We start from the raw sequence: 24,133 nt of genomic DNA, 5'->3' as shown, positions 1-24,133 counted from the left end.
TTCATTCCTTGTCTTGAACTGGATAAAAAATAACGGACCGAAGCATTCGACCTTCTTCCGTATCTTCGTAAACAACTTCGGCTTGTTTGGCACGAGCCGGTAAATACATTTGCACTGCTTCTACAATTTCATAAGCACTGAGGGTATAGTCTAGAGCTTTGATCGCTAGTTCTACACTAAGAAATCTTTCTCTACTTACCGTTTTTGTTTCTGTTTTTTTTGCAATGATAAGCCATTTGTATAACCTTGCTGAACGATTGGTGTCTAGTAAATTTCCAATATCCAGTTTCATTACAGGAAGGGTGGCGGGAGTTTGGTTGAACCTAACTTCGATTCCGCGTGAGGTGGCGTTTTCCAGTCGCATTGATAGTTGTTTATCAAAAAGTGTATCATCTATGTATTCAATTCGATCGCAAGTGGAATACACCGTGTTACATAAATTTCCATAATTTTTATGGAAGAAAAAAACTTGTAACACCTTCCCAGTGGAGGGATGGTATAGAATTTTTGCATTGTAGTGACCCATCCTTCCAAATTTTATTACTGAACGAATTCGTTTGTATAAATTGTAACTGAGACCAAATAAATCTTTGATGATTGGGACATCAGTGACACCAAAACCTCTCGTTGCAATATAAAATGGTTCTAAACTCACATGACCATCACGTTTGGCTATTTCACGCAAGTATTCTGTGAGATCATCCATTTTGGATTCACTGAATGAAAGTGGATGGTCTAATAAATCGACTACTACCTTACCGCTGTTTTTTCCTAGCTCTAACCAAACTTCATCCAGGTAGGTTCCGTCTTCGGTATAAGATATCTTTTTACAATACAAGTCTTGGCATTTGATTTGTTCATCGTAATCGGCTTTGTTGGGAGAGGGAAGGAAAACAGGTTGGAATTCAGAAGAAAATTCTTCTGACCAAACTTGTGAATGTCCAAATAAGGAAAAAAATAAATATAAGGAAATAATAACTGTTTTTTTTCTGTTAAAACTAAAATGATTTCGATGAGTGAAAATCTGGTTTTTGAATTTTAGAAAAACAGGAGAATGAAAACCTTTTTTTCGAGAAAACATCGAAACCTCCAAGACCTACTTCAGTGGCTATAAACCTAAACTACCAAAGTGTATTTACATTTTGAATGAGTCTAATTCGTCTAACAACGTCTAATGGGTCTATCAGTTCCATACAAGCATGATCCCCTCGCCAACACTTGGTGTTCCCATAAATGGAACAAGGGCGACAAGGTAAGTCCACTTGCAAAACACCTGAATCTTCTTGGGCAAAGGGACCAAATCCGGAAAGTGGGTGCGTGGTTCCATAGATTCCGATCACTGGTTTTTTGAGAAGGGCTGCGATATGCACGTTTGAACTGTCCATACCAATCATGACATCCAATCGATCCATAATTCCAAGTTCCCCGCGGATACCTAAATTCCCACCCTGAACGATATGAGCACGTCGATGGCCGTTCCTGAGAATTTCTAGTTCTTTTGCCTCATCCTTTCCACCAAACAGAAATACGTTGCAATCCGGAAATTCATCGAGTAAAACTTCCACAAGGCGTTTGCATTTTTCAAAGCTCCATTCCTTGAGTTCGTGTCCAGCAAATGGTGCGAATCCAAACCATTGACCTTCTTTTTTGTCAATGCCAATGGATTTAAAAAAATCCCTCGCATACACTTTGGATTCTCCATCAACATTTAACCATGGACCTTTTCGAATGGGTGCATCAAATCCTGCTTTACGAAAAACATTTAAATAACGTTCTACTGTATGAGGAAGTTGGTTTAATTTTTTATTATAACGTCTTGTTTGTGCTAATTTTTCCCTACGGCCTTTGATGATTTTAGAATAGGGGACACCTTGGCTTCGAAATAAAAAAGCAATGAACCTGGAACGGACAGAACCATGTAAATCAATTACATGACCGAATGGACCTAGTTTGGCGATGTCACGATACATCCTCCAGAGACCTAGAATCCCTTTATATTTTTTTAGATTTATTCCTAGAACATTGAGATTAGGGATATTATAGAAAAATGGTGCGAAGTTTCCTCTTGTAACAACTGTCAGCTGAATATTTGAATATTTTGCTGCTATGGCGATGAGTGCTGGGGTCATCAAAGCTACATCTCCCATCGCCGAAAATCGTAATACTAAGAGGTTTGTCATTTTTGATTCTTATACAATGATGGATTTAGATTTTGATCATTGTACATCTTCATTTGACGATAAACTTTTACTCTTTTGATTCCAAGTGAGTAGTCCGAAAAAAGTTCGTCCAAACATTTTTTGAGATCTTCCCTTTGGTCTAGGAGAATATCGAGTTTTGTTTGGCATTTGGCTATATGTTCTTTTGATGCAGACGCATCCTTTCTGGAAACTTGTTCTTCCATATGGTAGATCTTTAGTTCCAGGATACTCATTCGATCTAGTAACCAAGCTGGTGATTCGGAGTTTAGTCTCGCATCTGGTTTGGGAGTGATGGAACGAAACATCTCAATGACAAAGTCGTCGAGTTTTTCCACCATATCAGTTCTATCTTGGTTTAGTTTATCGATCTTTCGTTTGAGAGCTACTACTTCTTCCAAAGCAATGTCCGGCCTTCGGATTTCATCTTCAATGTGCCATTGGATGGTATCAATATGGTTTTTTTGGTAGAGAGTCGATTCGAGACTTCCTTCTGGGTAAGGGTTTGGATGAGGGGCTTCTTTTTTATGCCAATCCAGAACGGATTCCTGGAAAATTGAGACGGCTTTTATGGCTTCCAATGCTTTCATAATGTACTGCAATTCATGATTTAATATGGTTTTTGGCGTTCAATCTAAATATTTCCCAGGTTTTTCGCTTTCTTTTACCTTCTTTTTTCGTTTTTTTTACAGGGATGTGCTTAGTTGTGATCGCATATAGGGTTCATCCGGATTACCCTCTTGTCATTGTCTCCAATAGAGATGAGTTTTTTGAAAGGCCAACGGCCTCCCTTCACTTATGGGATACGAGTCCTAAAATCATTGCGGGAAAGGATTTAAAAGCAGGGGGAACTTGGCTTGGTGCGAGTTCTTTAGGTAAGGTTTCCTTTCTTACCAATGTCAGAAATTTTCGAAATCCTTCGCATCCCCATCCAAAATCAAGAGGCAAACTTGTATTAGATTTTCTGCAATCACCCAAGGACCTTTCTTCTCGAAATTATAGGGCAGAAGTTTTCTCTAATGCGAGCCAGTTCGAAGGTTTTAATTTATTTTTGTATGATGGCAAAGAAGCAAACTATGTGGGAGGAGATCCATTACAAGAATCTGAATTGTTACCAGGTTTTCATGCAGTGAGTAACGCGAGTTGGAATACGGTTTGGCCAAAAACGGCAAAACTAAAGGCGAACGTGAAACAGGTGTTTGATTCCATTCCGATGAATGACAATTGGATCTCCCGTGTCACTTTAGAGTTCTTTCGTTTACTTTCTGATGCTGACATTGTGAAAGAAGACTCTCTTCTGCCCGACACAGGGATTGGTTTGGAGAGAGAAAGGTATTTATCATCCATTCGAATTCGTGTTCCAGGTTACGGAACTCGTGCATCTACGATTTTATTTTATGGCAAAAAAGAAGTGGAGATTGTGGAAAGAACCTTCCCCGATCCGCTTTCCAATGAATATTCGGAACGGAGAGAGGTTTTAGCATTTAGCGAGAGTTAGTCTTCTAATCGGAAGTTTTTCATTGGAAAAGCAGAAGTAATTTCTTTCACTCCTGCTTTTACTTTGGATTCCCAAGTAGAATCACCAAAATGATCCAGGTAATCACAAATTAGATTTCCTACTGCTTCAATTTCTTTTTCTTTTAAACCGCGAGTAGTAAGGGCAGGTGTTCCTAGTCGGATTCCTGAAGCAACTGCAGGAGGATTTTTATCAAAAGGAATTGCATTTTTATTGACTGTCACTCCTACATGATCCAACCCATTCGCAGCATCATTTCCCGTGAGTCCTTTTACTGAAACATCAAGAAGAACAATATGGTTGTCTGTTCCGCCAGAAACCACACGAAATCCACGTTTTTGGAATGTATCTGCCAGAACTTTTGCATTCTTTACTACTTGTTGGATATAAGTTTTGTAATCTGGCCTGAGAGCTTCGCCGAAGGCAACGGCTTTTGCTGCAATCACGTGCATGAGTGGTCCCCCTTGGATTCCGGGAAACACTCTTGAGTTTAAAATCTTTTCGTGTTCTGCGGAGGAAAGAATGAGTCCTCCTCTTGGTCCACGTAAAGTTTTGTGAGTTGTCGTTGTTACAAAATCACAAACTCCTATTGGACTTGGGTGTTCTCCTGCAACTACAAGACCAGAGATATGTGCAATATCCGCCATGATTTTGGCCCCAATTCCATTGGCAATTTCACGGAACTTATTAAAATCAATGGTTCTTGGATAAGCAGATGCACCCACAACAATTAGTTTTGGTTTGTGTTCTTTGGCGAGTTTTGCCACTTCATCATAATTGATCGTTTCTGTTTTTTCATCCACACCATAAGGGATTGGCTTAAAATACTTTCCACTGATGTTGACAGCACTACCATGAGTTAGGTGACCACCATGAGCCAAATTCATTCCAAGGAAACTATCTCCTGGTTCGAGTGTTGCAAGAAATACTGCCATATTCGCCTGTGCGCCGCTATGTGGTTGCACATTCGCATATTCGGCACCAAACATTTTTTTTGCTCGTTCAATTGCGAGTTGTTCTATCTTGTCTGCGTTTTCGCATCCGTTGTAGTAACGTTTCCCAGGATAACCTTCCGCATATTTGTTCGTAAGAGTGGAGTGGTAAGCTTCCAACACTGGACGGGATACAAAGTTTTCACTAGCAATCATTTCTAGGGAATGTTCTTGGCGTTCGTCTTCTTTTTTTAAAGCGGCGTAGACTTCTGGATCTTGTTTTTCTAAATAACTCATGTTGGAATTTCTCTATGAAGTGTGTATTCTGGATTTTGGTATTTCTTCTTGCGAATAGATTCAGATTCTTGGAGCACGTGTTTCCGAAAAGTAGAAAAGTCAGAGCCAAAGAAGGAAATTTTTGAAAAATCCTCTGGCTCAGATTCTCCTAAATAAGAAAAAACTTCCCGAACAAGATCTTTTGCCCAAACCTTTTCAGAAAAAAAATTGGGAAGGGAGGTAAGAAATTCTTTGTGACTTCTTTCTTTACGATAGTCAGGTTCTTCGGGAGGGTGGTACAGGACTTCTGCCACACGTTCAATTAATCGATCTTCCAAAATGAGTGTTCCATGTTGGACAATACAATTCCGTTTTCGAAATTGAGCGTTTCCTGAAATCTTTTTATAGATTCCATTTTTTTCCAGAACCAAATCGGATTTCCCTTTTGGAAAACATTGGATGTTTTGTCTTCCCAAGGACTTTGCTACAATTCCAAGGAGGATATCATACGAATCTTTGACAGGAAAAAGATCCTTCCTCTCATCCAAATTAAAATAGAGAGAGTAATTGATATTTCCTGAAAGCGAGTGAAAGACCGTCCCCCCACCGGAAGCTCGTCTTGCAATATAACAAAAATTAGGTTTTGGCTTTTTATGAAACCCAACAGTCCTTGCAACCGATTCGTATTTTGTCACCACTTCTTCTTTGATGTTTCGGAATGGATTTTCCGAAAGACCCAAAATGATGGAATCAGGATTTTTCCATAACCTCACCCCTGCCGTGATCCCTTCGGAAACCAGTTTTAAAGCTATTGCCTCCTCGATCGCCAAGTTATAGTAAGGTGACCTAGGTGGTATTTCTGGAAAAAAGAATATTTTGTTGGAATTCACTCGTTAAAATATTTCTGTGAGGCTTCGTTTAAAAACTTTCTTTCACTTCGGGAAAGGGAATCCATCCCATTTTTGGAAATTTTTTCCAAAAGTTCATCCACTTTCGTTTTTGCGTTTTCTCTTTTTGCCATTTCTTCCTGGTAACGCATAAACCTGCGTTTTTGCAGATACCGAGAGAGAGACCAAGTCGGAAGGGAACCCACTTTCTTTTTCCAGCCAGTGTAAACTTTCATCAAGAAAAAACCTCCAATGGCTCCTCCTAAATGAGCAAAATGGGCCACTCTTTCCCCTTGCGCAAACAGTACCATAAGCATTACAATCATGACAAAGTATTTGGCTCTCATGGGAAAGATGAGAAAAACAAGAAGTTCTCGGTTTGGCCAAGTCATCGCATAGGCAACGAGTAGTCCATAGATACTCGCGCTTGCCCCGACCACTAGTCCTTGGGGAAAACCAAAAAATTGGGCAACGACAGTACCCACCCCGCCAAGAAATGCAGTGAAAAGATAAAATTTTAAAAAGGCTCTTTCTCCCCAATTCTCGGCAAGTTCTGAACCAAACATCCAAAGGCTCAGCATATTAAACAGAATATGTAAAAAACTCCCGTGTAGAAAGGCATAACTCAGGAGTTGCCAGACCCAACCATTGAAAACCAGTTCCGGGGTAAGGCCGAAATAAAGTTCTAGAATGGGAGAATGGAAAGCCAGTTTCGTTATCATCTGCAGAAGGAATATTACTGCGTTTATGATGATGAGAGTGCGTACAACGGGAACCATTGGGGGTCCAAATCGGAGTTCATATCCTGGGTAACGAGAGGCCATAAATTCAAGGTCGCAAATCTTGAGTGACAAGGAAAGTCGATTTCCTAGCATCGAGGAAGTGATTGTGCAACTCTACGGAGTCCGCGGCTCCATTGCGAGTCCCCTCCGAAACCAAGACTACCGCAAAAAAATTATCGATATTCTGGACCTCTATCGGCAATCGGGGGCTGGTGTTTCGGCCGATGAATTCTGGCAAGACCTCCCATACCATCTCAAATTTGTCACGGGATCTGACACAACTTGTGTTTCTGTCACCGATGATGATGGCGAAGTTTTTGTTTTGGATATGGGAACAGGGCTTCGGAATTTGGGAGATGAACTTGTCTCCGATTATCTTTCCAACAAATTAAAAAGGACAGTCTCTTTCTTTATCACGCACACCCATTGGGATCATATCCAAGGACTCCCTTTCTTTAAGCCCATCTATTTCCCTGACTTCCTCCTTAATTTTTACTCTCCTTATTCCGATTTAGAATCCCGTTTGCAAAAACAACAAGAACCTGAGTTTTTTCCAGTTCCCTTGGATGGAACCGGATCTGCGAAAGATTTCAAACTCTTCTTTCCTGGGGATGTTTTAGAATTTGGATCTGGGATGAAGGTGGAATGTTATCCTTTAAAACATCCGGGGGGGTCTTTTGCGTATAAGTTTACCAATAGAGCCGGTAAAATTTTTATTTTTGCCACTGATGCGGAATTTACGGGAGCAGATATGGATCTAATCCATGAATGCCAACCTTTCTTTGCAGATGCTGATTTACTTATATTAGATACCCAATATACTTTAGATGAATCTTTTTCCAAGTTTGATTGGGGGCATACCGCCTACACTATGTCAGTGAATTGTGCAACATCCTGGCGCGTAAAAAACTTAGTCCTAACACATCATGAACCAAGTTATTCAGATGAAAAAATATACGAAATTTATAAGGATGCCAAACTCCACAAAGAACAGTTAGGCGAAAAAAAATTAAAAATTCATTTAGCAAGGGAAGGTTTACGCTTCCACCTATAAGACCATGAACAAAGAAAAAACACTTCGAATTACAATCACTACTTTCTTTAGTATTGCGCTCCTTGGCGGATTCTTTTTTGGATACATACTTTCTGAGGTAAATAAAGGAAAGGAGTTACAAAAGTTGGCATCTTATCAACCAACCACTCCTACCAAACTCTACGATTCGAATGGAGTTTTGTTCGCAGAACTGTATCGCCACAAACAAGAATTACTAAAATACAGCGACATTCCTCCTCATGTCATTCATGCATTTTTATCAGTAGAAGATGATAATTTTTTCAATCACTTTGGTATTGATTTTTTAGCCATTGTTCGTGCTGCCATCAAAAACGTTTTTGCCGGACGGATTGTCCAAGGTGGATCTACTCTTACCCAACAGCTTGCAAAAACAATCTTACAACAAAGGAAAAAAACATTTGGACGTAAGTTTTTAGAAGCACTCCTCACTTTGCAAATTGAACAAGAGTATACTAAAGAAGAAATTTTAGAAATCTATTTTAACTTAATTTATTTAGGACATGGAACCACTGGTCTTTCTTCTGCAGCTAATGTTTATTTCCAAAAAGATGTTAGAGATTTGAGCATTGCCGAAGCTGCCATGCTTGCGAGACTTCCCAAAGCACCTGTAACGTATTCTCCTTTCAAAAACCCCAAAGAAGCAAAACAGGCTCATCTGGTGGTTTTGGGGCTGATGGCAAAAAATGGTTTTATTCCCAAAGACCAAGTTCAAAAAATCCACGATGAATTTTGGGAAAGATACTGGCCAGTTGTGATCACACAATCTCCTTCTCGTTCCACATGGGGTGCAAAACTCAATAGAGCTCCTTATTTTACGGAATGGGTGCGCCAAATTCTAGAGAAAGAACTAGGAGAAGAGGCGTTGTACACTGGCGGATTAAGAGTTTATACAACGCTTGATGTTAGAAAACAAGAGATTGCAGAAGAAGAACTTAGGAAAGGTCTTATCGAACAAGATAAATATGCTTTTGGTGCAAACTTCCGTTATGTGGGAAGAGCTGATAGGGGCCTAGTTTCCTTGTACAATTTGTTCGGTTCAATTTTTCCCGTTGGTGTTCCTTACGTTACAAGTTTGGATGATAGGCAAGTATTTCGGCTTCATTTAGAAAAAGAAATGGCACCTGCGTTGGAACTTTTGACCGATTTCACTCCTTCTGAAAACGAAAGTTCCGCAGTCAAAGAATTTCAAAGGTCTTCTCTTGTATTTTCTTCCAACTTACATGTTGAAGGTGCCATCGTCACGATTGACCACCAAACTGGTTATATCCAAACGATGGTGGGTGGATCCAGATTTTCCCCTAAAAATCAATTTAACCGCGCTATGCAAGCGAGACGTCAAACTGGTTCTGCATTCAAACCATTTGTTTATGCTGCAGCAATTCAAAACAGAGCAGTTGGTTCTGGCACTGGAATTATGGATGCACCTTTAACAACAATCACCGAAGAAGGGGAAGGTTATTCTCCACAGGATATCTCTGGTGATTTTAGAGGAATGGTTCCGCTTTCTCGTGCTTTATCCTTATCTCTTAATATTGTTTCTGTTCAGGTACTGATGAGAACTGGAACTGATGCTGTCATTGATTTTGCATCCAAAGTTACCAAAGCAAATAAATCCAGGTTCCCTACTGGTCCTGCATTGGCTCTCGGAGTGGCGGAGTTAACTCCCTATGAAATGGCATTGGGTTATTCTATTTTAGCAAATAAAGGAAAAGATGTAATTCCGTTTAGCGTTCGTTATGTTTTGAATCAAAGTGGTTCTGTTGTTTATAATAAAGAGAAGGAAGTCCAAGAGACTCTTGCGGAGGAAGCAAAAAACGGGACGATTCAAATCATTCCTGAAGCAACTGCTTATATCATTAAGCAAATGTTAATTGGTGTTGCTATGGGTGGAACACCAACCCAAGCTCTTCGTGCTTCTGATAAAGGAAATTATAAGGGCGAGTCCGGTGGAAAAACTGGTTCTACTTCCTCTTATACCAATGTTTGGTATGCAGGCTTTGATCCAAAATACACATCCATTGTTTGGATGGGATTCGATAAATCCTCACTTTCCCTTGGTAAAGGTGTTACTGCCGCAGGTGTTGCTGCCCCGATTTGGGGGAAGATGTACTCTCGTTGGTACAACGAAGGCCCATACCCCGTATTCTATCCGAATGGAAAAGCAGAGGAAATACCTGCTGATGTGGTCAAAGGTGCCACTTGTGCTTTTAATGGACTTTCTCCTGGACCCAACTGTCCTTTGACTGGAAATTTATTTTTAAAACCAATTACCATAGCAGGTCGCACTCTTGCTGTTCCAGGTGGGCGGCAGTGTGACGGGGACCGTGATCACTACCGCTCGATGGATCTAACCGACTTTCTCCAAAGAGAGTTGGAAATCTCTGATGAGGAATTGAAATAAACGAACCTTATACCTTTGCTTTGTCACAGGAAAGTAGCTCACAAAAGTAAGTGACTTTCTTTTTTCATACACTCGGTTTGGCAACTCGCTTACCAAGGAAACCAAGGCACAAAAGTAAGCGGCTATCCTTTTTCAGTCAGTTTCCCTTTCGGCAGCAGAATTTATTTCCAATTCTACATTTTGCGTACTTTTTAAGCAAATACACTCCTGTTTTCTCATTGGTTATCCCTTTGTTTGGCAATCTCTCTGTGTTTAGGCCACTTTGTGCCTGGCACGATAGTTGCATTAAACTAATAGAACCGTTGGTTCGGAGGGAATATGAAAAAGGCAATTCTAACCATTCTAGTTTTGGCACTTACCGCTTCCATTTCAGCTGGAGAGTCTTCTTTGATGAATGAAGACCTGGATTCCCTCATCAACCAATATGATAAAGAAACGCTCACTGCGATCTCAAATGAACTTGTGAAACTTGCAAGTGAAGAAGAGGTGATGGGCGAGTTTGATTTAGCATCCGGACATTATTCGAGAGCAATTAAAATTAGAGAAGCAATTGGAATGAGCGAACACAAGAGTTTTGCTTCCATCCAATACCTTGCAAGCCAGGCACACTCAAAGGCGGGAAACTTTTGTGAAGCATCCACACATGCCAAAAAAGCGAGTGAAGCTTTTCGTCAACACGGGATTACAAAATTCGAACAAAAGGCAAATGTAGAATACAAAGAATATGCCCGCGCTTGTGCTGTGGTGGCACTCAGATAAAAACTGTATGTAATGATTCTTTCTAGAGATGGTTACCCTTTTTTGATTCTTCTTCGAATCAATCCAACTTCACGTGGTTGTACACGTGGGGTTGGAATTCTTTTTTTCCGTATTTCAGCCTAGCTTTTTCGAACAAACTAGATCTTGTGTAAGGTAGATCGGATTCCCACGCAATCCCAAAATCCGCTTCATGATAACCTGACTCAAATTGTAAGGGATAAAGAGATTTCCCGTCATAATAATACAACAAACGATGTTCTATTCGGCGATTGGATTTTGGAGTTTGAAGTGAACACGGAAACAAGGAGAACCAATCTTTTCTCTGAGGGATTGTTTTATCTTTTTTGGTTGATTCGCATTCCACTTCGGAAATTGAGTTTGTTTTAAGTAAAACCCACTCTCCAGATTTTTCAAATGTACCCAATCCTTCTTTTTGATGGAATTCTGAATGATCCTCGTAAACCTTCCATACACTCCAGGTTTTCACAAACTGAGAGTTTTGTTGGAGGTGGATTTCTTCTTTCCAATACAAATGGAATTGTTTTGAGTTATATGGTGATTTTTTTTCCGTTGGTCTGACATAGACACCTAAAGAAATCTTTGTATCTCGAGGAAGATCCGTAGGAAGTGCACGGATCCAATCTATTTTGGGTGCACAATGGATACTAAGGAATAACAAACAAATGGGCAGAAGAGTCAAAGGAACTCTTCTGCCCATTTGTTTGTTGCCTACTTTACTTTTTTGAAGTAAGGATTTAGAACTGGAAGTAAATAAAATCTTGCCCACCATCTCCAAAAATTCCGAGCAAAAGTAGAATGACTACTGATAGAATAGGAAGGAGAATATTTTGATAAGGTTTTAGTTTTTCATACACATAGTTTGAATATTGAAACCAGTTGAACATCAGTCCCAAGGCAATGAAAGTAGGAAGTTCATCCACTCGGCTTAAAGTTTCACCCGTATTGCGGAATGTTAAAACACCTTTGAAAATTTCAAAAGCTACCGTCATAGATTCTTCACCCCGGGCCGCTGCTCGAAAGAAAACACCCGAAAAAGTAAATATGATAAACACAACAATTGTTCGAATGATTCCCACAAATGGAAGAGTATCTGGTAAAAATTTCTTTTTCCCTCGACCTAAATACAATGATCTTTCCACCCAGATGAGTGCCCCTAAATAAGCACCCCAAAATACGAATGCCCAGTTGGCACCATGCCAAAGCCCGCCGAGGCACATAGTGATAAAAGAGTTTATGTTGGAACGAAAGATGGAACCTTTACTTCCACCTAGTGGAATGTAAATATAATCACGTAACCAGGAAGAAAGTGTGATATGCCATCTCGACCAAAGTTCACGGAAAGACTGTGAGAAAAATGGCCCTTGGAAGTTTTCTGGAATCTCATATCCTAGTAAATTTGCAGAACCACGTGCCATATCCGTGTATCCAGAAAAGTCACAGTACACTTGTATTGCGAATGCGATCACACTAAAAAAAATAGAAAAACTATCGAATTTTGCGGGATCCATAAAGATCGGTGAAATGATGGGTGCTATGTTTTCAGCGATAATTACTTTTTTGAAAAGACCACCAATGATGAGAAACAAACCTTTTTTCATTCGATCTGAATCGATTGTAGGATGGTCGAGCTGCGGTAAAAAATCTTGCGACCGCATGATTGGACCTGCAATCAATTGCGGAAAGAAAAGAATGAATAAAAAATAGTCCACAGCAGACATTCTTTTTTCAATGATCCCCCGGTGAATGTCCACTTGCACTGCAATGATTTGAAAGGTATAAAAACTAATCGCTAGAGGTAAGAATATACTCCAAGAGCCTGAAATTTCTTTAAATGCGGGATAACCTGTCAAAGAAAACAAGGATCCAGTGATAAAGTAGAAATACTTAAAGAATCCTAAATTGATTAGGTTTAACGCAACGATGGCAAAGAGTAAATGCTGATAGGATTCTCCTTTGTCTTTTTTGCGAAAAATCCATTCGCTAAATCCATAGTTGACTAAAATCACCAAAAGGAAATGAAACAGAAAAGGAAAACTGAAATAAGCATAGAAAATTAAGGAAGAAGTAACAAGTAATGGTTTTCTTCCTTTTTGTGGGATATTCCAGTAAATTAAATAAGTAAACGCAAAAAGAAGTAAATAAGGAATAGAATTAAATAACATTGATTAGTTGGCCTTGAAATTATAGATCCCAAAGATAAAGAAATTTAGCATTGGTTCCCGTTCCTAAAATTTTATCTGCAATTCCTAAAGAAAACGGATTTTTATTAATATCAGTGGCTTGGTAAATGTTATCAACTCTGCCTTTTCCTCTTTGGTAAGTGATCACCCGTGGATCTCCGTGTCGATTTCCTTGGAATTTAGGGTGCTGCATGATCTGATAAACAAAATCATCAAAATATCCGATGAAATCAACCATACCTTCTTTCTTTGCTTGTTCTGCTGTGAAGATTCTTCCATCGCAGATTTCTCTGAGTCGAGTTTCTGCTACGTTCGGTCTTCCTTTTTTGACTACTTCAAAAAACCTGCCATACAAACTGTCGATGATAGATTGAAGAATTTTTCTTTGTTCTGAAGTCATTTCTGAAATAGGTGAACCAAGAGCCTTGTTTGGGCCAGAGGTAAAAGACTGATCTTTGACTCCAATTTTATCCAATCCTTCTTTTACATTGATCCCTGACATGATGACTCCCACTGAACCTGTAACAGTTGTTGGGTGAGCACCGATTCCATCGGTGGCCATTGCTATGTAATAGGCTCCACTTGCGGCGGTATCCATAAATCCTGCAAAAACAGGAATGGATTTTCTATTTTTAAATTTCAAAACTTCTTGGTAAATGATATCGCTTGCTGTTACGGTTCCGCCTGGTGAGTTGATTTTTAATATCACTGCTTTGACGTCTGGATCACGTTCCGCATATTTTAAGGATTCTTTGATCCTTGCGACCATGGATTCGGTCGGCGGGCCGAAAAATGAATCCTTGGCATCATCCGTAATCATTCCTTCGATGGAGATGATCACGATTTTTTCTTGATCTCTTCCGGCTATGAGTTTCTCTTCGAAATCAGCCTTGCCACTTTGCGGAAACAGGTTCATACTGTTTCCAATAACACAAGATTCGGTAAAGAGAACCGAAAGCAGAACGACACAAACGAATAGAAAAGACTTTCTTGAAGGCATACAAACCTTTCTAAGATCGCAAACTATGACTTCAATCATTTTTGGGAGATAAATCTTGTACCAACTGAAAACAAAACAGTCTTGTTTTGAAATCCACCCAACGGGCGGTGGCCAATGGCTTGGTTTGCATCTTTTGTCGCCGGTTGACGGAAAATCCGTCTCAGTGGTTTCAGGACACAAGGCCCCCGATCCTTTTTTCGCTTCCGGGTCTTTTCTCATGTTTCCTTGGGTGAATCGACTAGAACCAAACCCTTGGGCCCGGGAGCCATTTTATCCCAGTACACATTGGCTTACTGATGGGAACGGAATCCCCTTGCACGGCCTTTATCACAACCTCCCCCGGCATTTGGTAAGAGAGGAGATCACAGATGGGGTCGCCTATGCGGAATTTGAAATGGAAATTCCTACAACATGGAAGGGTAGTTTGCTTTCTCAAATCAAAGTCAAAGAATGTTACCAATTGTTTCCTTCTGAGTTAAAAGTGATCTACCGATTGACTAATGGATCTGACACAGAATTTCCTTTTGCATTGGGAATTCATCCATACTTTCGGTGGAATGAGGATGAATCCATTGATGATCTTTTTTTATTTGGAAGTGGGTTTCATAAAGTGAAGTTAGGAGATTATCTCCTTCCGGAAAAAGTTCAAAAGGAAGAAGTCATTTTAAATTCAGAAGAAACTCTTATGGGTAAAAATTTGGATGAACTCTATGCATCCATCGATGGAGAAAATTCTTACATCGGTCTTTTTTCTATGAATAAAAAAGAAAAGCTGATGATCCAAGGTGGAGAGTTTTACCAGGTATATACTCCACAAGATCGAAGATCTATAGCGATTGAGCCTATGACAGGCACTGGGAATTTTTTACACTTCCCTGGTGGTAATCCTAAAACGATTGCACCTAAGACGGAAAAAAAGATCGAATTTTCTATTCGATTGGATCGTTTTTAAAAAAATATCATCTCTTTATCGAACAAACTGTCTAAGGTAATAGAGGTTAGTCCAACAATGTCAGATGCACTAGTGAATACATGCAAACAAATCAGTAAAAATTTATTAGAGATCAAATATTTCGCTGAAAAGAAAAACACTAGCCGAACTTCTGTTTACCGAGCGTTACAAGATAAAAAAATCAATGAAGTTGTGATTGGAAAAAACTCTCGTTTTATCATTTTGGATGATTCTGCGAAGAAGTGGAAACCTGGTAGACAGTCCTAAATTCTAATTCATTTTCAAAAAGATTTTTCTCCTTCCATTCTGATTGGATCTGGGGATGGACCACCTTCCATATATCTACAGGAATTTGATTTCTGATTGTGTTTGGTAAAACAGAACGAAATCCCCAATACGGTAACAGGTATTCGTCGGTCTCTTTTTCGAGCATATACCCCAAAAAAGTGTAAAACACCTTTCCAATCGTTTCGTCACTGTGTTTGTCACGTGTTTTGACATATACTTCTGCAAATCTAGGATATGGAAATTTAAATTCTTTTTTGATCAATCGGTAGTGGATGGATTTTAGATATCCTGTGCGGAAGTAGAATTTTTTTTCTCCCATATAAACGAGAGGAATGGCCGTGGCGGTGGAATCCTCTTCTAATTTTAGGTCCATTCGAAGTTTTGTAAAACCTAAGTTCAACCAAACAATCGAAATGGGAGTGTTCCAAAATTGGTTCCATAAGAAACGAAACCCATTTGGTATTGTTTTGTTTTCTCGAAATAAAACAGCATCCCGTAAAATTTCTGTTAGTTTGTGTTGCCTATTTTGGATGTAACTTCTTGGGAAAAACCAGTGGTAAATACTTTGCCAAAATGATAAACGAATGGATAAATTGATACTTAACTTGGCTTTTCCCAAGGCTCTTGGTTCTGTGTTCCAATCCATTACCACTGCAGGACGGAAAAAAGAAAACCCCTGGTCCTCCCAATCCAAGCAGATTTGTTTCAATTCTGTTTCTGTCATAGGGAGATGTTCTAATGAAATTGCGATCGGGATTGTTTTTTGGATTTTCCGCATTTTTTATACCATTCGGTCGATCTATGATAACAAGATGAATGATTTAGCCTTTGAGAATCAAAGTTTTTTATGGGGAAACGAAGCGGGCCCTGTTCGGATCCTTTCTGAATACCTCCACCCCAAATCGGAATTCCAAACACATGGAATTACAGATACAATTGTTGTGTTTGGTTCGGCACGCATTCCTTCTCCAGAAACTCCCAAATCAAATCCACCTTCCCCGATCGAATCCTTGAGCCATTATTATACAGAAGCCTGTGAGTTTTCTCGATTGATTTCCGAATGGGCAGATTTGTTCAAACAGGAGAATCCGGATCGAAACTTACACATCTGCACTGGCGGTGGGCCCGGGATCATGGAAGCCGGGAATAGAGGAGCAAGAGAGGCAGGATCCAAATCCGTCGCCCTCAATATTGTTTTACCTCATGAACAACATGTAAATCCCTATGTAGATCCAGAACTTGCTTTTGAATTTCATTATTTTTTTATGAGAAAACTTTGGTTTATGAAAACCTGTCGTGGGATGATTGCCTTTCCTGGTGGATTTGGAACCTTTGATGAACTTTTTGAAACCCTTACTTTGGTGCAGACAGGAAAAAAATCCAGGATTCCCATCTTGTTGTATGGGACAGAATTTTGGACGAGTGTGATCAATTTCAAAAAGCTGGCAGAGATGCGCCTAATTTCGGAAGAAGACCTCCATTTGTTTGGGTTTGCAGATACACCCATCGATGCGCTTCGATTCTTTCAGGAAAAGATTCGTTTCGAATTGACCCATTCTGAGGGTACAAAAACATAGCGAAACAAGGTAATAATTATGGCTAGAACATGTGTAGTAACCGGAAAAGGAACGACGGCAGGGAACAACGTATCCCATTCTCATAAAAAGAACCGCCGTATCTGGAAGGTGAATGTGATCACAAAGAAAATCTTCTTAGAAGACGAGAACCGTTGGGTTCGAGTTAAGATTTCTACACGTGCTTTGCGAACTCTTCGTAAAAAAGGTTTGAAAGTGGCAATCAAAGACCACGGTGGCGATATCGCTGCGATCACTCCTAAAAAATACGTTGGGATCACTCCAAAAGCACAACCAGCAGCTTAAGTTTTTTTTAAGCGCAATTTTGGATTGAAACAATCCAGAAAAACACCCAAAGTCACCGAAGTCTACCGTCTCCTGGAGGCGGAGTTCGGTGCAGTAGAAACCCCCCTTCATTTTTCTAAACCTTATGAGTTGGCCATAGCAGTCATCTTAAGTGCACAATGTACGGATGAACGCGTGAACCAAGTCACACCGGAACTCTTTCGCACTTTCCCCACTCTTGAATCTTTTGCAAAGGCACCTCTTGCGGCCATAGAGAAAAAAATTTTCTCTACTGGGTTTTATAAAAACAAAGCCAAAAGTATCCAGGGTTTTGCTCGGATGGTTCTTGATGAATTTAGTGGTGAAATTCCAAAAACAATGGAAGAGGCCATTAAACTTCCTGGGTTTGGAAGGAAAACGGCCAATGTGGTTCTTGCAGAAATTTATGGAGTTGTGGAAGGCTTTGTTGTGGATACCCATGTGAAGCGACTCACCCAACGTTTGGGTTTTACAAAAAAAACGGATCCCGTTCAAATTGAACGTGAGATGATGAAAATGACTCCTAAGGAGATTTGCCGAAACCTATCTCTGTACCTAATATTTCTCGGTCGTAAGTATTGCCAGGCGCGCCGGACATTTTGTTCGACTTGTCCTCTTTCTTCCCTATGTCCTTCGTTTTCGGAATAGGTTTTTCTAATCCTTCTTCTGTTTCCGATTCTTTTCTTTGTTTCCAGGAACGATTTCTATCTGTTAAATTAATGGATTCTAATTTATAATCCAAACGAATTAGGTTGCGTTTGCGATAGAATAAATTTAAAATACCTAGCCTTCCATAGTCTTTCGGGCATTCAATTTGGTGTACATTGGATAAATATCGAAACCGGGAAATAGGTTTCCCTTCCACAAGAAGGAAGAGGGGGAGTTCGGAGTGGTTTTGCCAAGGGAGAAGAGGAATTTTTGTTTCATCATCGCTTCTTACATAAACAATCCAACCATCATAGTCCTCAATGTTTTTGGCATCGATGAGTTCTTGGATTGAACCTAAACCTAGTTTGACGGGGCCATGATTCATCTCACTTGGTTTTCCCAAGCTGAATCCATCAAACGGAAATTCAAGGAGTTTGTCTTTGGGTTGAAAAGGGTACAACATGTACCCCTTCCCACGTTTTAAGTCTAAATCCATTTTTTCTCGTTCGACAAATCCGAGGAGGGCACTTAAGCCCCCGCGTCCTTCATCATCCATTGTGGTAAATAGTTCCTTACCACAATGGAAAAAAATTCTTAGAGGTCGGTCTTCTAAGCTTGGATGAGCAAAAGAAACTGTAGAGAGAAGAAAAATCCCGAATGTAACACTGGGAAACGGGGATCTTCCAAGAAAAGAAAGACGGATATTCATAATTTGGGACCTTGGTTCTAAGAACGGAAGAAATCGAATCTGAATGAACCAAAAAACCTTCAGTCTGTCTAAACTAAGGGCAGAAAGGATGCCATGAACTTCTTTAAAAACCTTATTCTTTACGCAAAAATGGTCAAATTTTCCCACACACTCTTTGCTTTGCCCTTCGCAGGAATTAGTTTCCTCCTGGCTTATCTAGAATCCACCCTGGATACCGGTGACTTGCTCCGGATTGGAGCCCTTGTCCTTGTTTGTATGGTCACCGCCCGTAGCGCAGCCATGGGATTCAACCGCTATGTAGATTCAGAAATCGATGAAAAGAATCCTCGTACACAAAATAGAGAAATCCCTTCTGGAAAAATTTCCAAACTCTCAGCTCTTCTCTTCATTGGGCTTTCTTCTTTTATTTTTATCTTTGCCAGTTTTTTTGTGAACAAACTGGCCTTCTTACTCTCCTTCCCTGCACTTTTTGTATTATTCCTTTATTCACTCACAAAAAGATTCACCCTATTTTGCCATTTGGTTTTGGGATTTGCAATTTCTCTTGCTCCTCTCGGTGCCTGGATTGCCATCACTGAAACTGTGAGTTTAGTTCCCGTTTTATTTTCTTTGGGATTACTCTTTCATATTTCCGCCTTTGATGTGTTATATGCCATTCAGGATATGGACTTTGACGCCAAAGAAAATCTTCATAGCATTCCTTCTCGACTAGGGGAAACCAAATCAAGAGCCATTGCTGTCATTCTTCATAGCTTTTCTTTTGTATTTTTTATTTATGCAGGGATCAGCGCTGGACTTGGGCTTATGTATTTCCTTATCCTTTCCGTGATTGGAATTTTGGTTTTGTATGAACATAGGATTTCTTACCAATATAAGTCCAAAGACCTACCTATTATTTTTTACCAAATCAATTCTTGGATCAGCGTTGTTTTATTTCTGGCAATTCTATTTGATAAGTGGAACGAGTTTCGATTAAAAATTTCTTCGGGTATTAGTTTTTAATGAAACTTGTTGTGGGCCTTGCTGGTGCTAGTGGTAGTATTTATGCTGCTCGGTTTCTTCGTGCCCTCTATGAATTAGAAGGGGAGACTTATATTACGGCAAGCCCTGCTGCTTTACGAATTTTTTCCGAAGAGTATGAGACAAAGGTTGAGTCTTGCGAAGAGATTCTTTCTTTTGTCGAAACAAAATGGAAACCACAAACGAAACATAGGTTTCATGTTCGTAATTTTTTTGATATTGGATCTGATATTGCCAGTGGTTCGAACACTTGGGATTGCATGGTTGTGATTCCCTGTAGTATGAAAACAGTGGCTTCGATGTCAGCAGGTCTAACAGAAAATTTAATTGAAAGAGCAGCGGATGTCACATTGAAAGAAAGAAGAAGGTTGATTGTTGTTCCAAGAGAAACTCCTTACAACCGCATCCACCTTAAAAATCTTTTGGCTCTCGATGAAGCTGGTGCGATCATCCTTCCCGCTTCTCCTGGGTTTTATCAAATGCCAAAAACATTGGATGATTTAGGAGATTTTATTGCTGGAAGGATATTCAGTCTTCTGGGAGTCAACCAAACACTATTTCCTAAGTGGTTGGGGTAAAATTCCGAAAGTAAGCAGTTGGTTTTCCGTTGTCACCTAAACAAACGTAGGTGATGTCACTTTCAATCACCGCAGACATTTTTCCCGTTTGTGGGTTATTCGTAATGGCCAAAGTTCGGGATGTCACCGAAGATTTTCCGTATTTTACGATTTTTCCGTAGATCTGGATGATGTCTCCGGCCCGAGCGGGGGAACGAAATACCACATTGTCCATACTCATGGTAACAATATTGGTATAACGGATTTTATTCATCACATACATTGCCATCCCTTCATCAATCCAGGAGAGCATTTTCCCTCCAAATAGATTGTTATGGTAGTTCAAATCGTCAGGTTGGACCAGATGTTGGGTAACCAGTTCCATATCGAGGAGTTTGTTCTGAATCGTATCGACCATAAATACCAAAAAATATGTTTTCGATTTATTCGATACTAAAAACCCTAGAGAAAAGATTTCTGACTTATGCACTCTTACGCTCACAAAAACATACTCGACACCCTCCAATTCTCCAAAGAGGACTTAAACTTCCTAATTGAGAAGACCCAACGTATGAACTTACTTCAGGAATCCGGAAAGGCTTTCGGAATTCTGAATGGAAAACTTCTGGCATCCTTGTTTTTTGAAGCAAGCACAAGGACTCGGCTTTCCTTTGAAGCGGCCATGGAAAGGTTAGGTGGAAGATTAATTTCCACCGTGGGGTTTCAGTTTTCTTCAATCTCTAAAGGAGAGACACTTTATGATACCATGAAGATGATCGAAGCCTATGTAGACATAGCCGTCATTCGCCATCCAGTGGAAGGATCTTCTCGGATTGCGGCAGGAGCAGTCAATATTCCTGTGATCAACGCAGGAGATGGGGCAGGCCAACACCCGACCCAAGCTCTTCTCGATTTATACACGATTGTATCCGAAAAAGGAAAGATCGATGGTTTAAACATTGCGTTTATCGGAGATTTAAAATATGGAAGGACCATCCATTCTCTCATTAATCTATTAAGGCACTATCCTGTGCATTTGTATCTGATTAGTCCTGAAGAACTTAAACTTCCAGAGAAATACAAAAAAAACTTGGAAGGTTATCCTATGACTTGGGAAGAAACCACGGACATCAAAGCTTTTTGGGATGCAGATGTTGCATATGTGACTCGGATCCAAGAAGAACGTTTCCCTGACCATAGAGAATATGAAAAATTAAAAGATATTTATAAAGTGAATAAGGAACTAGTTCTTGCTTCTAAAAAAGAAACGATCATTCTCCATCCACTTCCACGTGTGAACGAACTTTCTACTGACGTGGATGATCTTCCCAATGCAGCTTACTTTCGTCAGGCGAAGTATGGTGTGGTGGTAAGAATGGCATTACTTTGTCTCAGTCTTGGAGTGAATTTTGACTAAAAAGATTTGGACATTAGGTGAGGCAAGGGAAGTCCTCCCTCTCGTTCGTGACATCACCAAAGAATATTATATAAAGGCCAGTATTCTTGCAGATGACATTCGGAATAAACTATTACCAGAAAATGTTTTAGAAACCAAAGAAGAAGAAATTAGTGAAATTGTAAAACATTGGACAAACGAAATTTTGGCAATGCAGATCGATGTCAAAGGATTGTGGTTGGTAGACTTTGATCATGGCAGTGGGTTTTATTGTTGGACCTGGGGCGAAGAAGATGTGTTATACGAACACGGTTATCATGAAGGATTTAGATCGAGAAAACTCATAGAGGAAAATAAAGAAGAAAATGACTCAGATAAATGAAAACTATTTAAAGTTGAAAGCAGGATACCTTTTTCCTGAAATCGGAAGAAGAGTGAAGGCTTACTCTGAAGCCAACCAAAGTGCAAAAATCATTCGCCTTGGGATTGGAGATGTGACTTTACCGTTGGCACCTACAATTGTCAATGCAATGGTTGATGCAGCTAAAGAAATGGGAAGCTCTGGGGGTTTTCATGGGTATGGCCCGGAACAAGGATATTCCTTTCTCATTCAAAAAATCATTGCTCATGACTATACCGCTCGCGGTGTCCAAATTGCGGAAGATGAAGTTTTTGTTTCTGATGGATCCAAATGTGACTGTGGTAACATCCAAGAGATTTTTTCTCTAGATAGCAAAATTGCTGTCGTTGACCCCGTGTATCCAGTGTATGTGGACACAAATGTGATGGCAGGTCGCACGGGAGAAGTGGGATCGGATGGAAGATATGCGAATATCATTTATATGCCAGCCACAGAAGAAAACAATTTTGAGCCGGACTTCCCAAAAGAAAAACCCGATATCATTTATCTTTGTTATCCAAATAACCCTACCGGTATGGTGGCAACTAAGTCTCGTCTTACGGAATGGGTGAACTTTGCCAAAAAAATTGGAAGTATCATCCTTTATGATTCGGCTTATGAATCCTTCATCCAAGACCCAGAAATTCCTAAATCCATTTATGAAATTCCTGGTGCCAAAGAAGTGGCGATGGAATTTCGTTCGTTTTCCAAAACCGCTGGATTTACGGGGACTCGTTGTGCCTACCTTGTGATCCCAAAAGACTTAAAAGGAAAAACCAAATCGGGAGAAGAAATCAGTTTCAATTCCCTTTGGAATCGTCGCCACACAACCAAGTTCAATGGAGTGTCTTACGTGACACAAAAAGGTGCAGAGGCAGTTTTTTCTGCACAAGGGCAAGTGGAGATCAAAGAACAAATTTCCTACTATATGCAAAATGCAAAGCTCATCCGAGAAGGTTTGGCGAAAGCCGGATATACCGTATTCGGTGGCACCAATGCTCCCTACATTTGGTTGAAAACCCCACGCGGGCTAAAATCTTGGGAATTTTTTGACGAACTTCTCGGAAAGGCCCAAGTGGTGGGAACCCCAGGTTCGGGTTTTGGCCCGGCAGGAGAGGGATATTTCCGACTTTCTGCCTTTGGAAAACGCGAAGATGTGATTTCTGCGATCGAACGTATCCAAAAAATGTAAAATTTAGTCCTGGTTTTTCCCGTAGCTCCGATATATAAAAACAAGGTAGAGCTATGGGAAAATGGAAATTCATCCTCTTTTTTGCAATGGTTGTGGGTCATATCTCACATATCAGCGCAGTATCACCAGAACAGACGAATCTGGGGATTCTAATCTTTGAAAACAAAGAAAACTTAAATTTTATCAATGTTGCTCTCAGCAATTTGGCTCCTTCGCAAGAAGAAGCACAAAGCACAGGCCAACCAGGAGCTGAAACTCCCCAAGCGGATCCTTCCAAAAAGAATTTGGACTTTGATTATTTCAAACTCCTAAAAGCAGCCAACCAATCTGACTTTAGTGGGAACATGTGGTACTTACAAAGTAATTATGTGTATGGATTTCGCCAACTCCGCCAAGCCCAAGGGGAGTTAAAAAATATTTTTGAAATCGTTCTTCAGAAGTATATTGAAGACGCAAGAGCTTTACTCGAAGCAGCAGCCCCGACCATCATTCGTTCCAATGACAATAACGCCAAAGCATTGTTACGTCTTGGTTTTCGTGACCTTCGCTCTTCGGAAGACCTTTACACAACAGGTCTTAACTCAAGCCCACACCAATACCGATACAAACTCACTCTTTATAAGGAAGGGATCCTCACGTTGCGACGTGCGAAACGTTTTGCTATCCTTGCGATGATTTATAGCAAAACTCCAGACGAGGACAAACCCGAATATCAATATAGATCTAACGAAGATCTAAAAGATGCTCGGAACGAAGAAAAACAACGTAACTATGAAAAGGTGAGAGATACCATCATCAACTTCGTAGAAAACAAACGTATGGAAAGAACGGTGGTTCCTCCTGGAAACCCGGATGCAAAACCTTTGGATCTTTTAGAACAACATGATGACAATTACGGACTCATTACTTCTAAAAAATTAGATTTACTGATGGAAGCCAATGCACAAATCAAAGAGACAGAAGGTGCGAGACGTGAGTCAGTTCCTCCAACTCCAAAATTTGATGAAAACGGGAAAGCCATCTACCCAGAAGAAAAGAAAAAATAA

The 24,133-nt window shown here is 40.1% G+C and carries 26 protein-coding genes; 15 read left to right on the top strand and 11 right to left on the bottom strand.

Annotated elements, in window-relative coordinates:
* Nucleotide 1 precedes the first annotated feature (1 nt).
* Genes CLV96_RS06040 through CLV96_RS06030 form a run of 3 tightly spaced genes read right to left on the bottom strand, consistent with a single transcriptional unit; the run spans nucleotide 2 to nucleotide 2,788 of the window.
* Nucleotides 2-1,081, bottom strand: a complete 1,080-nt coding sequence (locus CLV96_RS06040) for a hypothetical protein (RefSeq protein WP_004785783.1) — start codon at nucleotides 1,079-1,081, stop codon at nucleotides 2-4.
* A gap of 40 nt (nucleotides 1,082-1,121) precedes the next feature.
* Nucleotides 1,122-2,180: a glycosyltransferase family 9 protein gene (locus tag CLV96_RS06035; protein WP_081581556.1), complete on the bottom strand. Its 1,059-nt coding sequence runs from the start codon at nucleotides 2,178-2,180 to the stop codon at nucleotides 1,122-1,124.
* Entirely contained in the window at nucleotides 2,177-2,788 is a 612-nt protein-coding gene (locus CLV96_RS06030; RefSeq protein WP_004787684.1) for a DUF4254 domain-containing protein, read from the bottom strand. The genes CLV96_RS06035 and CLV96_RS06030 overlap by 4 nt, the downstream gene beginning before the upstream one ends.
* 116 nt (nucleotides 2,789-2,904) lie before the next feature.
* On the opposite strand from CLV96_RS06030, the gene CLV96_RS06025 reads away from it, so the two are divergent.
* The gene (locus tag CLV96_RS06025; RefSeq protein ID WP_004787632.1) at nucleotides 2,905-3,696 is read left to right on the top strand and encodes an NRDE family protein; all 792 of its coding nucleotides are present in this window, start codon (nucleotides 2,905-2,907) and stop codon (nucleotides 3,694-3,696) included.
* Here the strand turns inward: CLV96_RS06025 and glyA are convergent.
* From glyA to CLV96_RS06010, 3 genes are read right to left on the bottom strand one after another with little or no spacing between them, the layout of a single operon-like run.
* Nucleotides 3,693-4,943: a serine hydroxymethyltransferase gene (glyA, locus tag CLV96_RS06020; protein ID WP_004784932.1), complete on the bottom strand. Its 1,251-nt coding sequence runs from the start codon at nucleotides 4,941-4,943 to the stop codon at nucleotides 3,693-3,695. The two genes, CLV96_RS06025 and glyA, sit on opposite strands and share 4 nt — an antisense overlap.
* Nucleotides 4,940-5,812 (bottom strand): lipoate--protein ligase family protein, encoded by an 873-nt coding sequence (locus CLV96_RS06015; RefSeq protein WP_004786827.1) that lies wholly within the window; start codon nucleotides 5,810-5,812, stop codon nucleotides 4,940-4,942. Before CLV96_RS06015 ends, glyA begins: the two co-directional genes overlap by 4 nt.
* The gene (locus tag CLV96_RS06010) at nucleotides 5,809-6,633 is read right to left on the bottom strand and encodes a rhomboid family intramembrane serine protease (protein ID WP_035984015.1); all 825 of its coding nucleotides are present in this window, start codon (nucleotides 6,631-6,633) and stop codon (nucleotides 5,809-5,811) included. The genes CLV96_RS06015 and CLV96_RS06010 overlap by 4 nt, the downstream gene beginning before the upstream one ends.
* Nucleotides 6,634-6,691: 58 nt before the next feature.
* On the opposite strand from CLV96_RS06010, the gene CLV96_RS06005 reads away from it, so the two are divergent.
* The 3 genes from CLV96_RS06005 (at nucleotide 6,692) to CLV96_RS05995 (ending at nucleotide 10,826) form a co-directional block, all read left to right on the top strand.
* Nucleotides 6,692-7,645 carry an MBL fold metallo-hydrolase gene (locus CLV96_RS06005; protein ID WP_040917292.1) on the top strand — a complete coding sequence of 318 codons (954 nt, stop codon included), beginning with the start codon at nucleotides 6,692-6,694 and terminating at the stop codon, nucleotides 7,643-7,645.
* Nucleotides 7,646-7,649: 4 nt separating this feature from the next.
* Nucleotides 7,650-10,067, top strand: coding sequence for a penicillin-binding protein 1A (locus CLV96_RS06000; protein WP_004787484.1), 2,418 nt, complete (start codon nucleotides 7,650-7,652; stop codon nucleotides 10,065-10,067).
* A 318-nt stretch (nucleotides 10,068-10,385) separates the two neighbouring features.
* Nucleotides 10,386-10,826: a hypothetical protein gene (locus tag CLV96_RS05995; RefSeq protein ID WP_004786667.1), complete on the top strand. Its 441-nt coding sequence runs from the start codon at nucleotides 10,386-10,388 to the stop codon at nucleotides 10,824-10,826.
* Nucleotides 10,827-10,884: 58 nt separating this feature from the next.
* On the opposite strand, the gene CLV96_RS05990 is transcribed toward CLV96_RS05995, so the two are convergent.
* Genes CLV96_RS05990 through sppA form a run of 3 tightly spaced genes read right to left on the bottom strand, consistent with a single transcriptional unit; the run spans nucleotide 10,885 to nucleotide 14,027 of the window.
* The gene (locus CLV96_RS05990; protein ID WP_004787487.1) at nucleotides 10,885-11,616 is read right to left on the bottom strand and encodes a hypothetical protein; all 732 of its coding nucleotides are present in this window, start codon (nucleotides 11,614-11,616) and stop codon (nucleotides 10,885-10,887) included.
* On the bottom strand, nucleotides 11,582-13,009 hold the full coding sequence (locus CLV96_RS05985) for an MBOAT family O-acyltransferase (protein WP_004787323.1): 1,428 nt from the start codon (nucleotides 13,007-13,009) through the stop codon (nucleotides 11,582-11,584). The genes CLV96_RS05990 and CLV96_RS05985 overlap by 35 nt, the downstream gene beginning before the upstream one ends.
* A gap of 19 nt (nucleotides 13,010-13,028) precedes the next feature.
* Nucleotides 13,029-14,027 carry a signal peptide peptidase SppA gene (gene sppA / locus CLV96_RS05980; RefSeq protein ID WP_035983988.1) on the bottom strand — a complete coding sequence of 333 codons (999 nt, stop codon included), beginning with the start codon at nucleotides 14,025-14,027 and terminating at the stop codon, nucleotides 13,029-13,031.
* A 55-nt stretch (nucleotides 14,028-14,082) separates the two neighbouring features.
* On the opposite strand from sppA, the gene CLV96_RS05975 reads away from it, so the two are divergent.
* Nucleotides 14,083-14,979 carry an aldose 1-epimerase gene (locus CLV96_RS05975; RefSeq protein ID WP_004785328.1) on the top strand — a complete coding sequence of 299 codons (897 nt, stop codon included), beginning with the start codon at nucleotides 14,083-14,085 and terminating at the stop codon, nucleotides 14,977-14,979.
* 57 nt (nucleotides 14,980-15,036) lie between these two features.
* Nucleotides 15,037-15,246: a hypothetical protein gene (locus CLV96_RS05970; protein WP_004787737.1), complete on the top strand. Its 210-nt coding sequence runs from the start codon at nucleotides 15,037-15,039 to the stop codon at nucleotides 15,244-15,246.
* On the opposite strand, the gene CLV96_RS05965 is transcribed toward CLV96_RS05970, so the two are convergent.
* The gene (locus CLV96_RS05965; RefSeq protein WP_004784719.1) at nucleotides 15,197-16,045 is read right to left on the bottom strand and encodes a hypothetical protein; all 849 of its coding nucleotides are present in this window, start codon (nucleotides 16,043-16,045) and stop codon (nucleotides 15,197-15,199) included. The genes CLV96_RS05970 and CLV96_RS05965 overlap by 50 nt on opposite strands.
* Nucleotides 16,046-16,079: 34 nt before the next feature.
* Here CLV96_RS05965 and CLV96_RS05960 point away from each other — a divergent pair, with 34 nt between their 5' ends.
* The 5 genes from CLV96_RS05960 to CLV96_RS05940 all read left to right on the top strand — a co-directional run bounded on the left by CLV96_RS05960 (nucleotide 16,080) and on the right by CLV96_RS05940 (nucleotide 20,120).
* Entirely contained in the window at nucleotides 16,080-16,844 is a 765-nt protein-coding gene (locus CLV96_RS05960; protein WP_004785494.1) for an LOG family protein, read from the top strand.
* Between the two features lie 18 nt (nucleotides 16,845-16,862).
* A complete protein-coding gene (gene rpmB / locus CLV96_RS05955; RefSeq protein ID WP_004785895.1) occupies nucleotides 16,863-17,147 on the top strand; it encodes a 50S ribosomal protein L28 in 285 nt (94 codons plus the stop codon).
* 24 nt (nucleotides 17,148-17,171) lie between these two features.
* Complete coding sequence (nth, locus tag CLV96_RS05950) at nucleotides 17,172-17,813, top strand: endonuclease III (protein ID WP_081581557.1); 642 nt, start codon at nucleotides 17,172-17,174, stop codon at nucleotides 17,811-17,813.
* An 802-nt stretch (nucleotides 17,814-18,615) separates the two neighbouring features.
* Entirely contained in the window at nucleotides 18,616-19,524 is a 909-nt protein-coding gene (locus CLV96_RS05945; RefSeq protein WP_040917293.1) for a UbiA-like polyprenyltransferase, read from the top strand.
* Nucleotides 19,524-20,120, top strand: a complete 597-nt coding sequence (locus CLV96_RS05940) for a UbiX family flavin prenyltransferase (RefSeq protein WP_004785016.1) — start codon at nucleotides 19,524-19,526, stop codon at nucleotides 20,118-20,120. The genes CLV96_RS05945 and CLV96_RS05940 overlap by 1 nt, the downstream gene beginning before the upstream one ends.
* On the opposite strand, the gene CLV96_RS05935 is transcribed toward CLV96_RS05940, so the two are convergent.
* Nucleotides 20,104-20,517, bottom strand: coding sequence for an acyl-CoA thioesterase (locus CLV96_RS05935; protein WP_004785651.1), 414 nt, complete (start codon nucleotides 20,515-20,517; stop codon nucleotides 20,104-20,106). The two genes, CLV96_RS05940 and CLV96_RS05935, sit on opposite strands and share 17 nt — an antisense overlap.
* A gap of 66 nt (nucleotides 20,518-20,583) precedes the next feature.
* On the opposite strand from CLV96_RS05935, the gene pyrB reads away from it, so the two are divergent.
* Genes pyrB through CLV96_RS05915 form a run of 4 tightly spaced genes read left to right on the top strand, consistent with a single transcriptional unit; the run spans nucleotide 20,584 to nucleotide 24,133 of the window.
* The gene (pyrB, locus tag CLV96_RS05930; protein ID WP_035983984.1) at nucleotides 20,584-21,516 is read left to right on the top strand and encodes an aspartate carbamoyltransferase; all 933 of its coding nucleotides are present in this window, start codon (nucleotides 20,584-20,586) and stop codon (nucleotides 21,514-21,516) included.
* Nucleotides 21,509-21,877 (top strand): DUF2203 domain-containing protein, encoded by a 369-nt coding sequence (locus CLV96_RS05925; RefSeq protein WP_004786130.1) that lies wholly within the window; start codon nucleotides 21,509-21,511, stop codon nucleotides 21,875-21,877. Before pyrB ends, CLV96_RS05925 begins: the two co-directional genes overlap by 8 nt.
* A complete protein-coding gene (locus CLV96_RS05920) occupies nucleotides 21,861-23,087 on the top strand; it encodes an LL-diaminopimelate aminotransferase (RefSeq protein ID WP_004785406.1) in 1,227 nt (408 codons plus the stop codon). Before CLV96_RS05925 ends, CLV96_RS05920 begins: the two co-directional genes overlap by 17 nt.
* Before the next feature lie 53 nt (nucleotides 23,088-23,140).
* Nucleotides 23,141-24,133 (top strand): adhesin OmpL37 family surface protein, encoded by a 993-nt coding sequence (locus CLV96_RS05915; protein WP_004784234.1) that lies wholly within the window; start codon nucleotides 23,141-23,143, stop codon nucleotides 24,131-24,133.

This window comes from Leptospira meyeri, from assembly GCF_004368965.1.
GTDB lineage: Bacteria > Spirochaetota > Leptospiria > Leptospirales > Leptospiraceae > Leptospira_A > Leptospira_A meyeri.
Note: the sequence above shows the minus strand (reverse complement) of the source record. Positions and strands in the feature narration are given on the sequence as shown.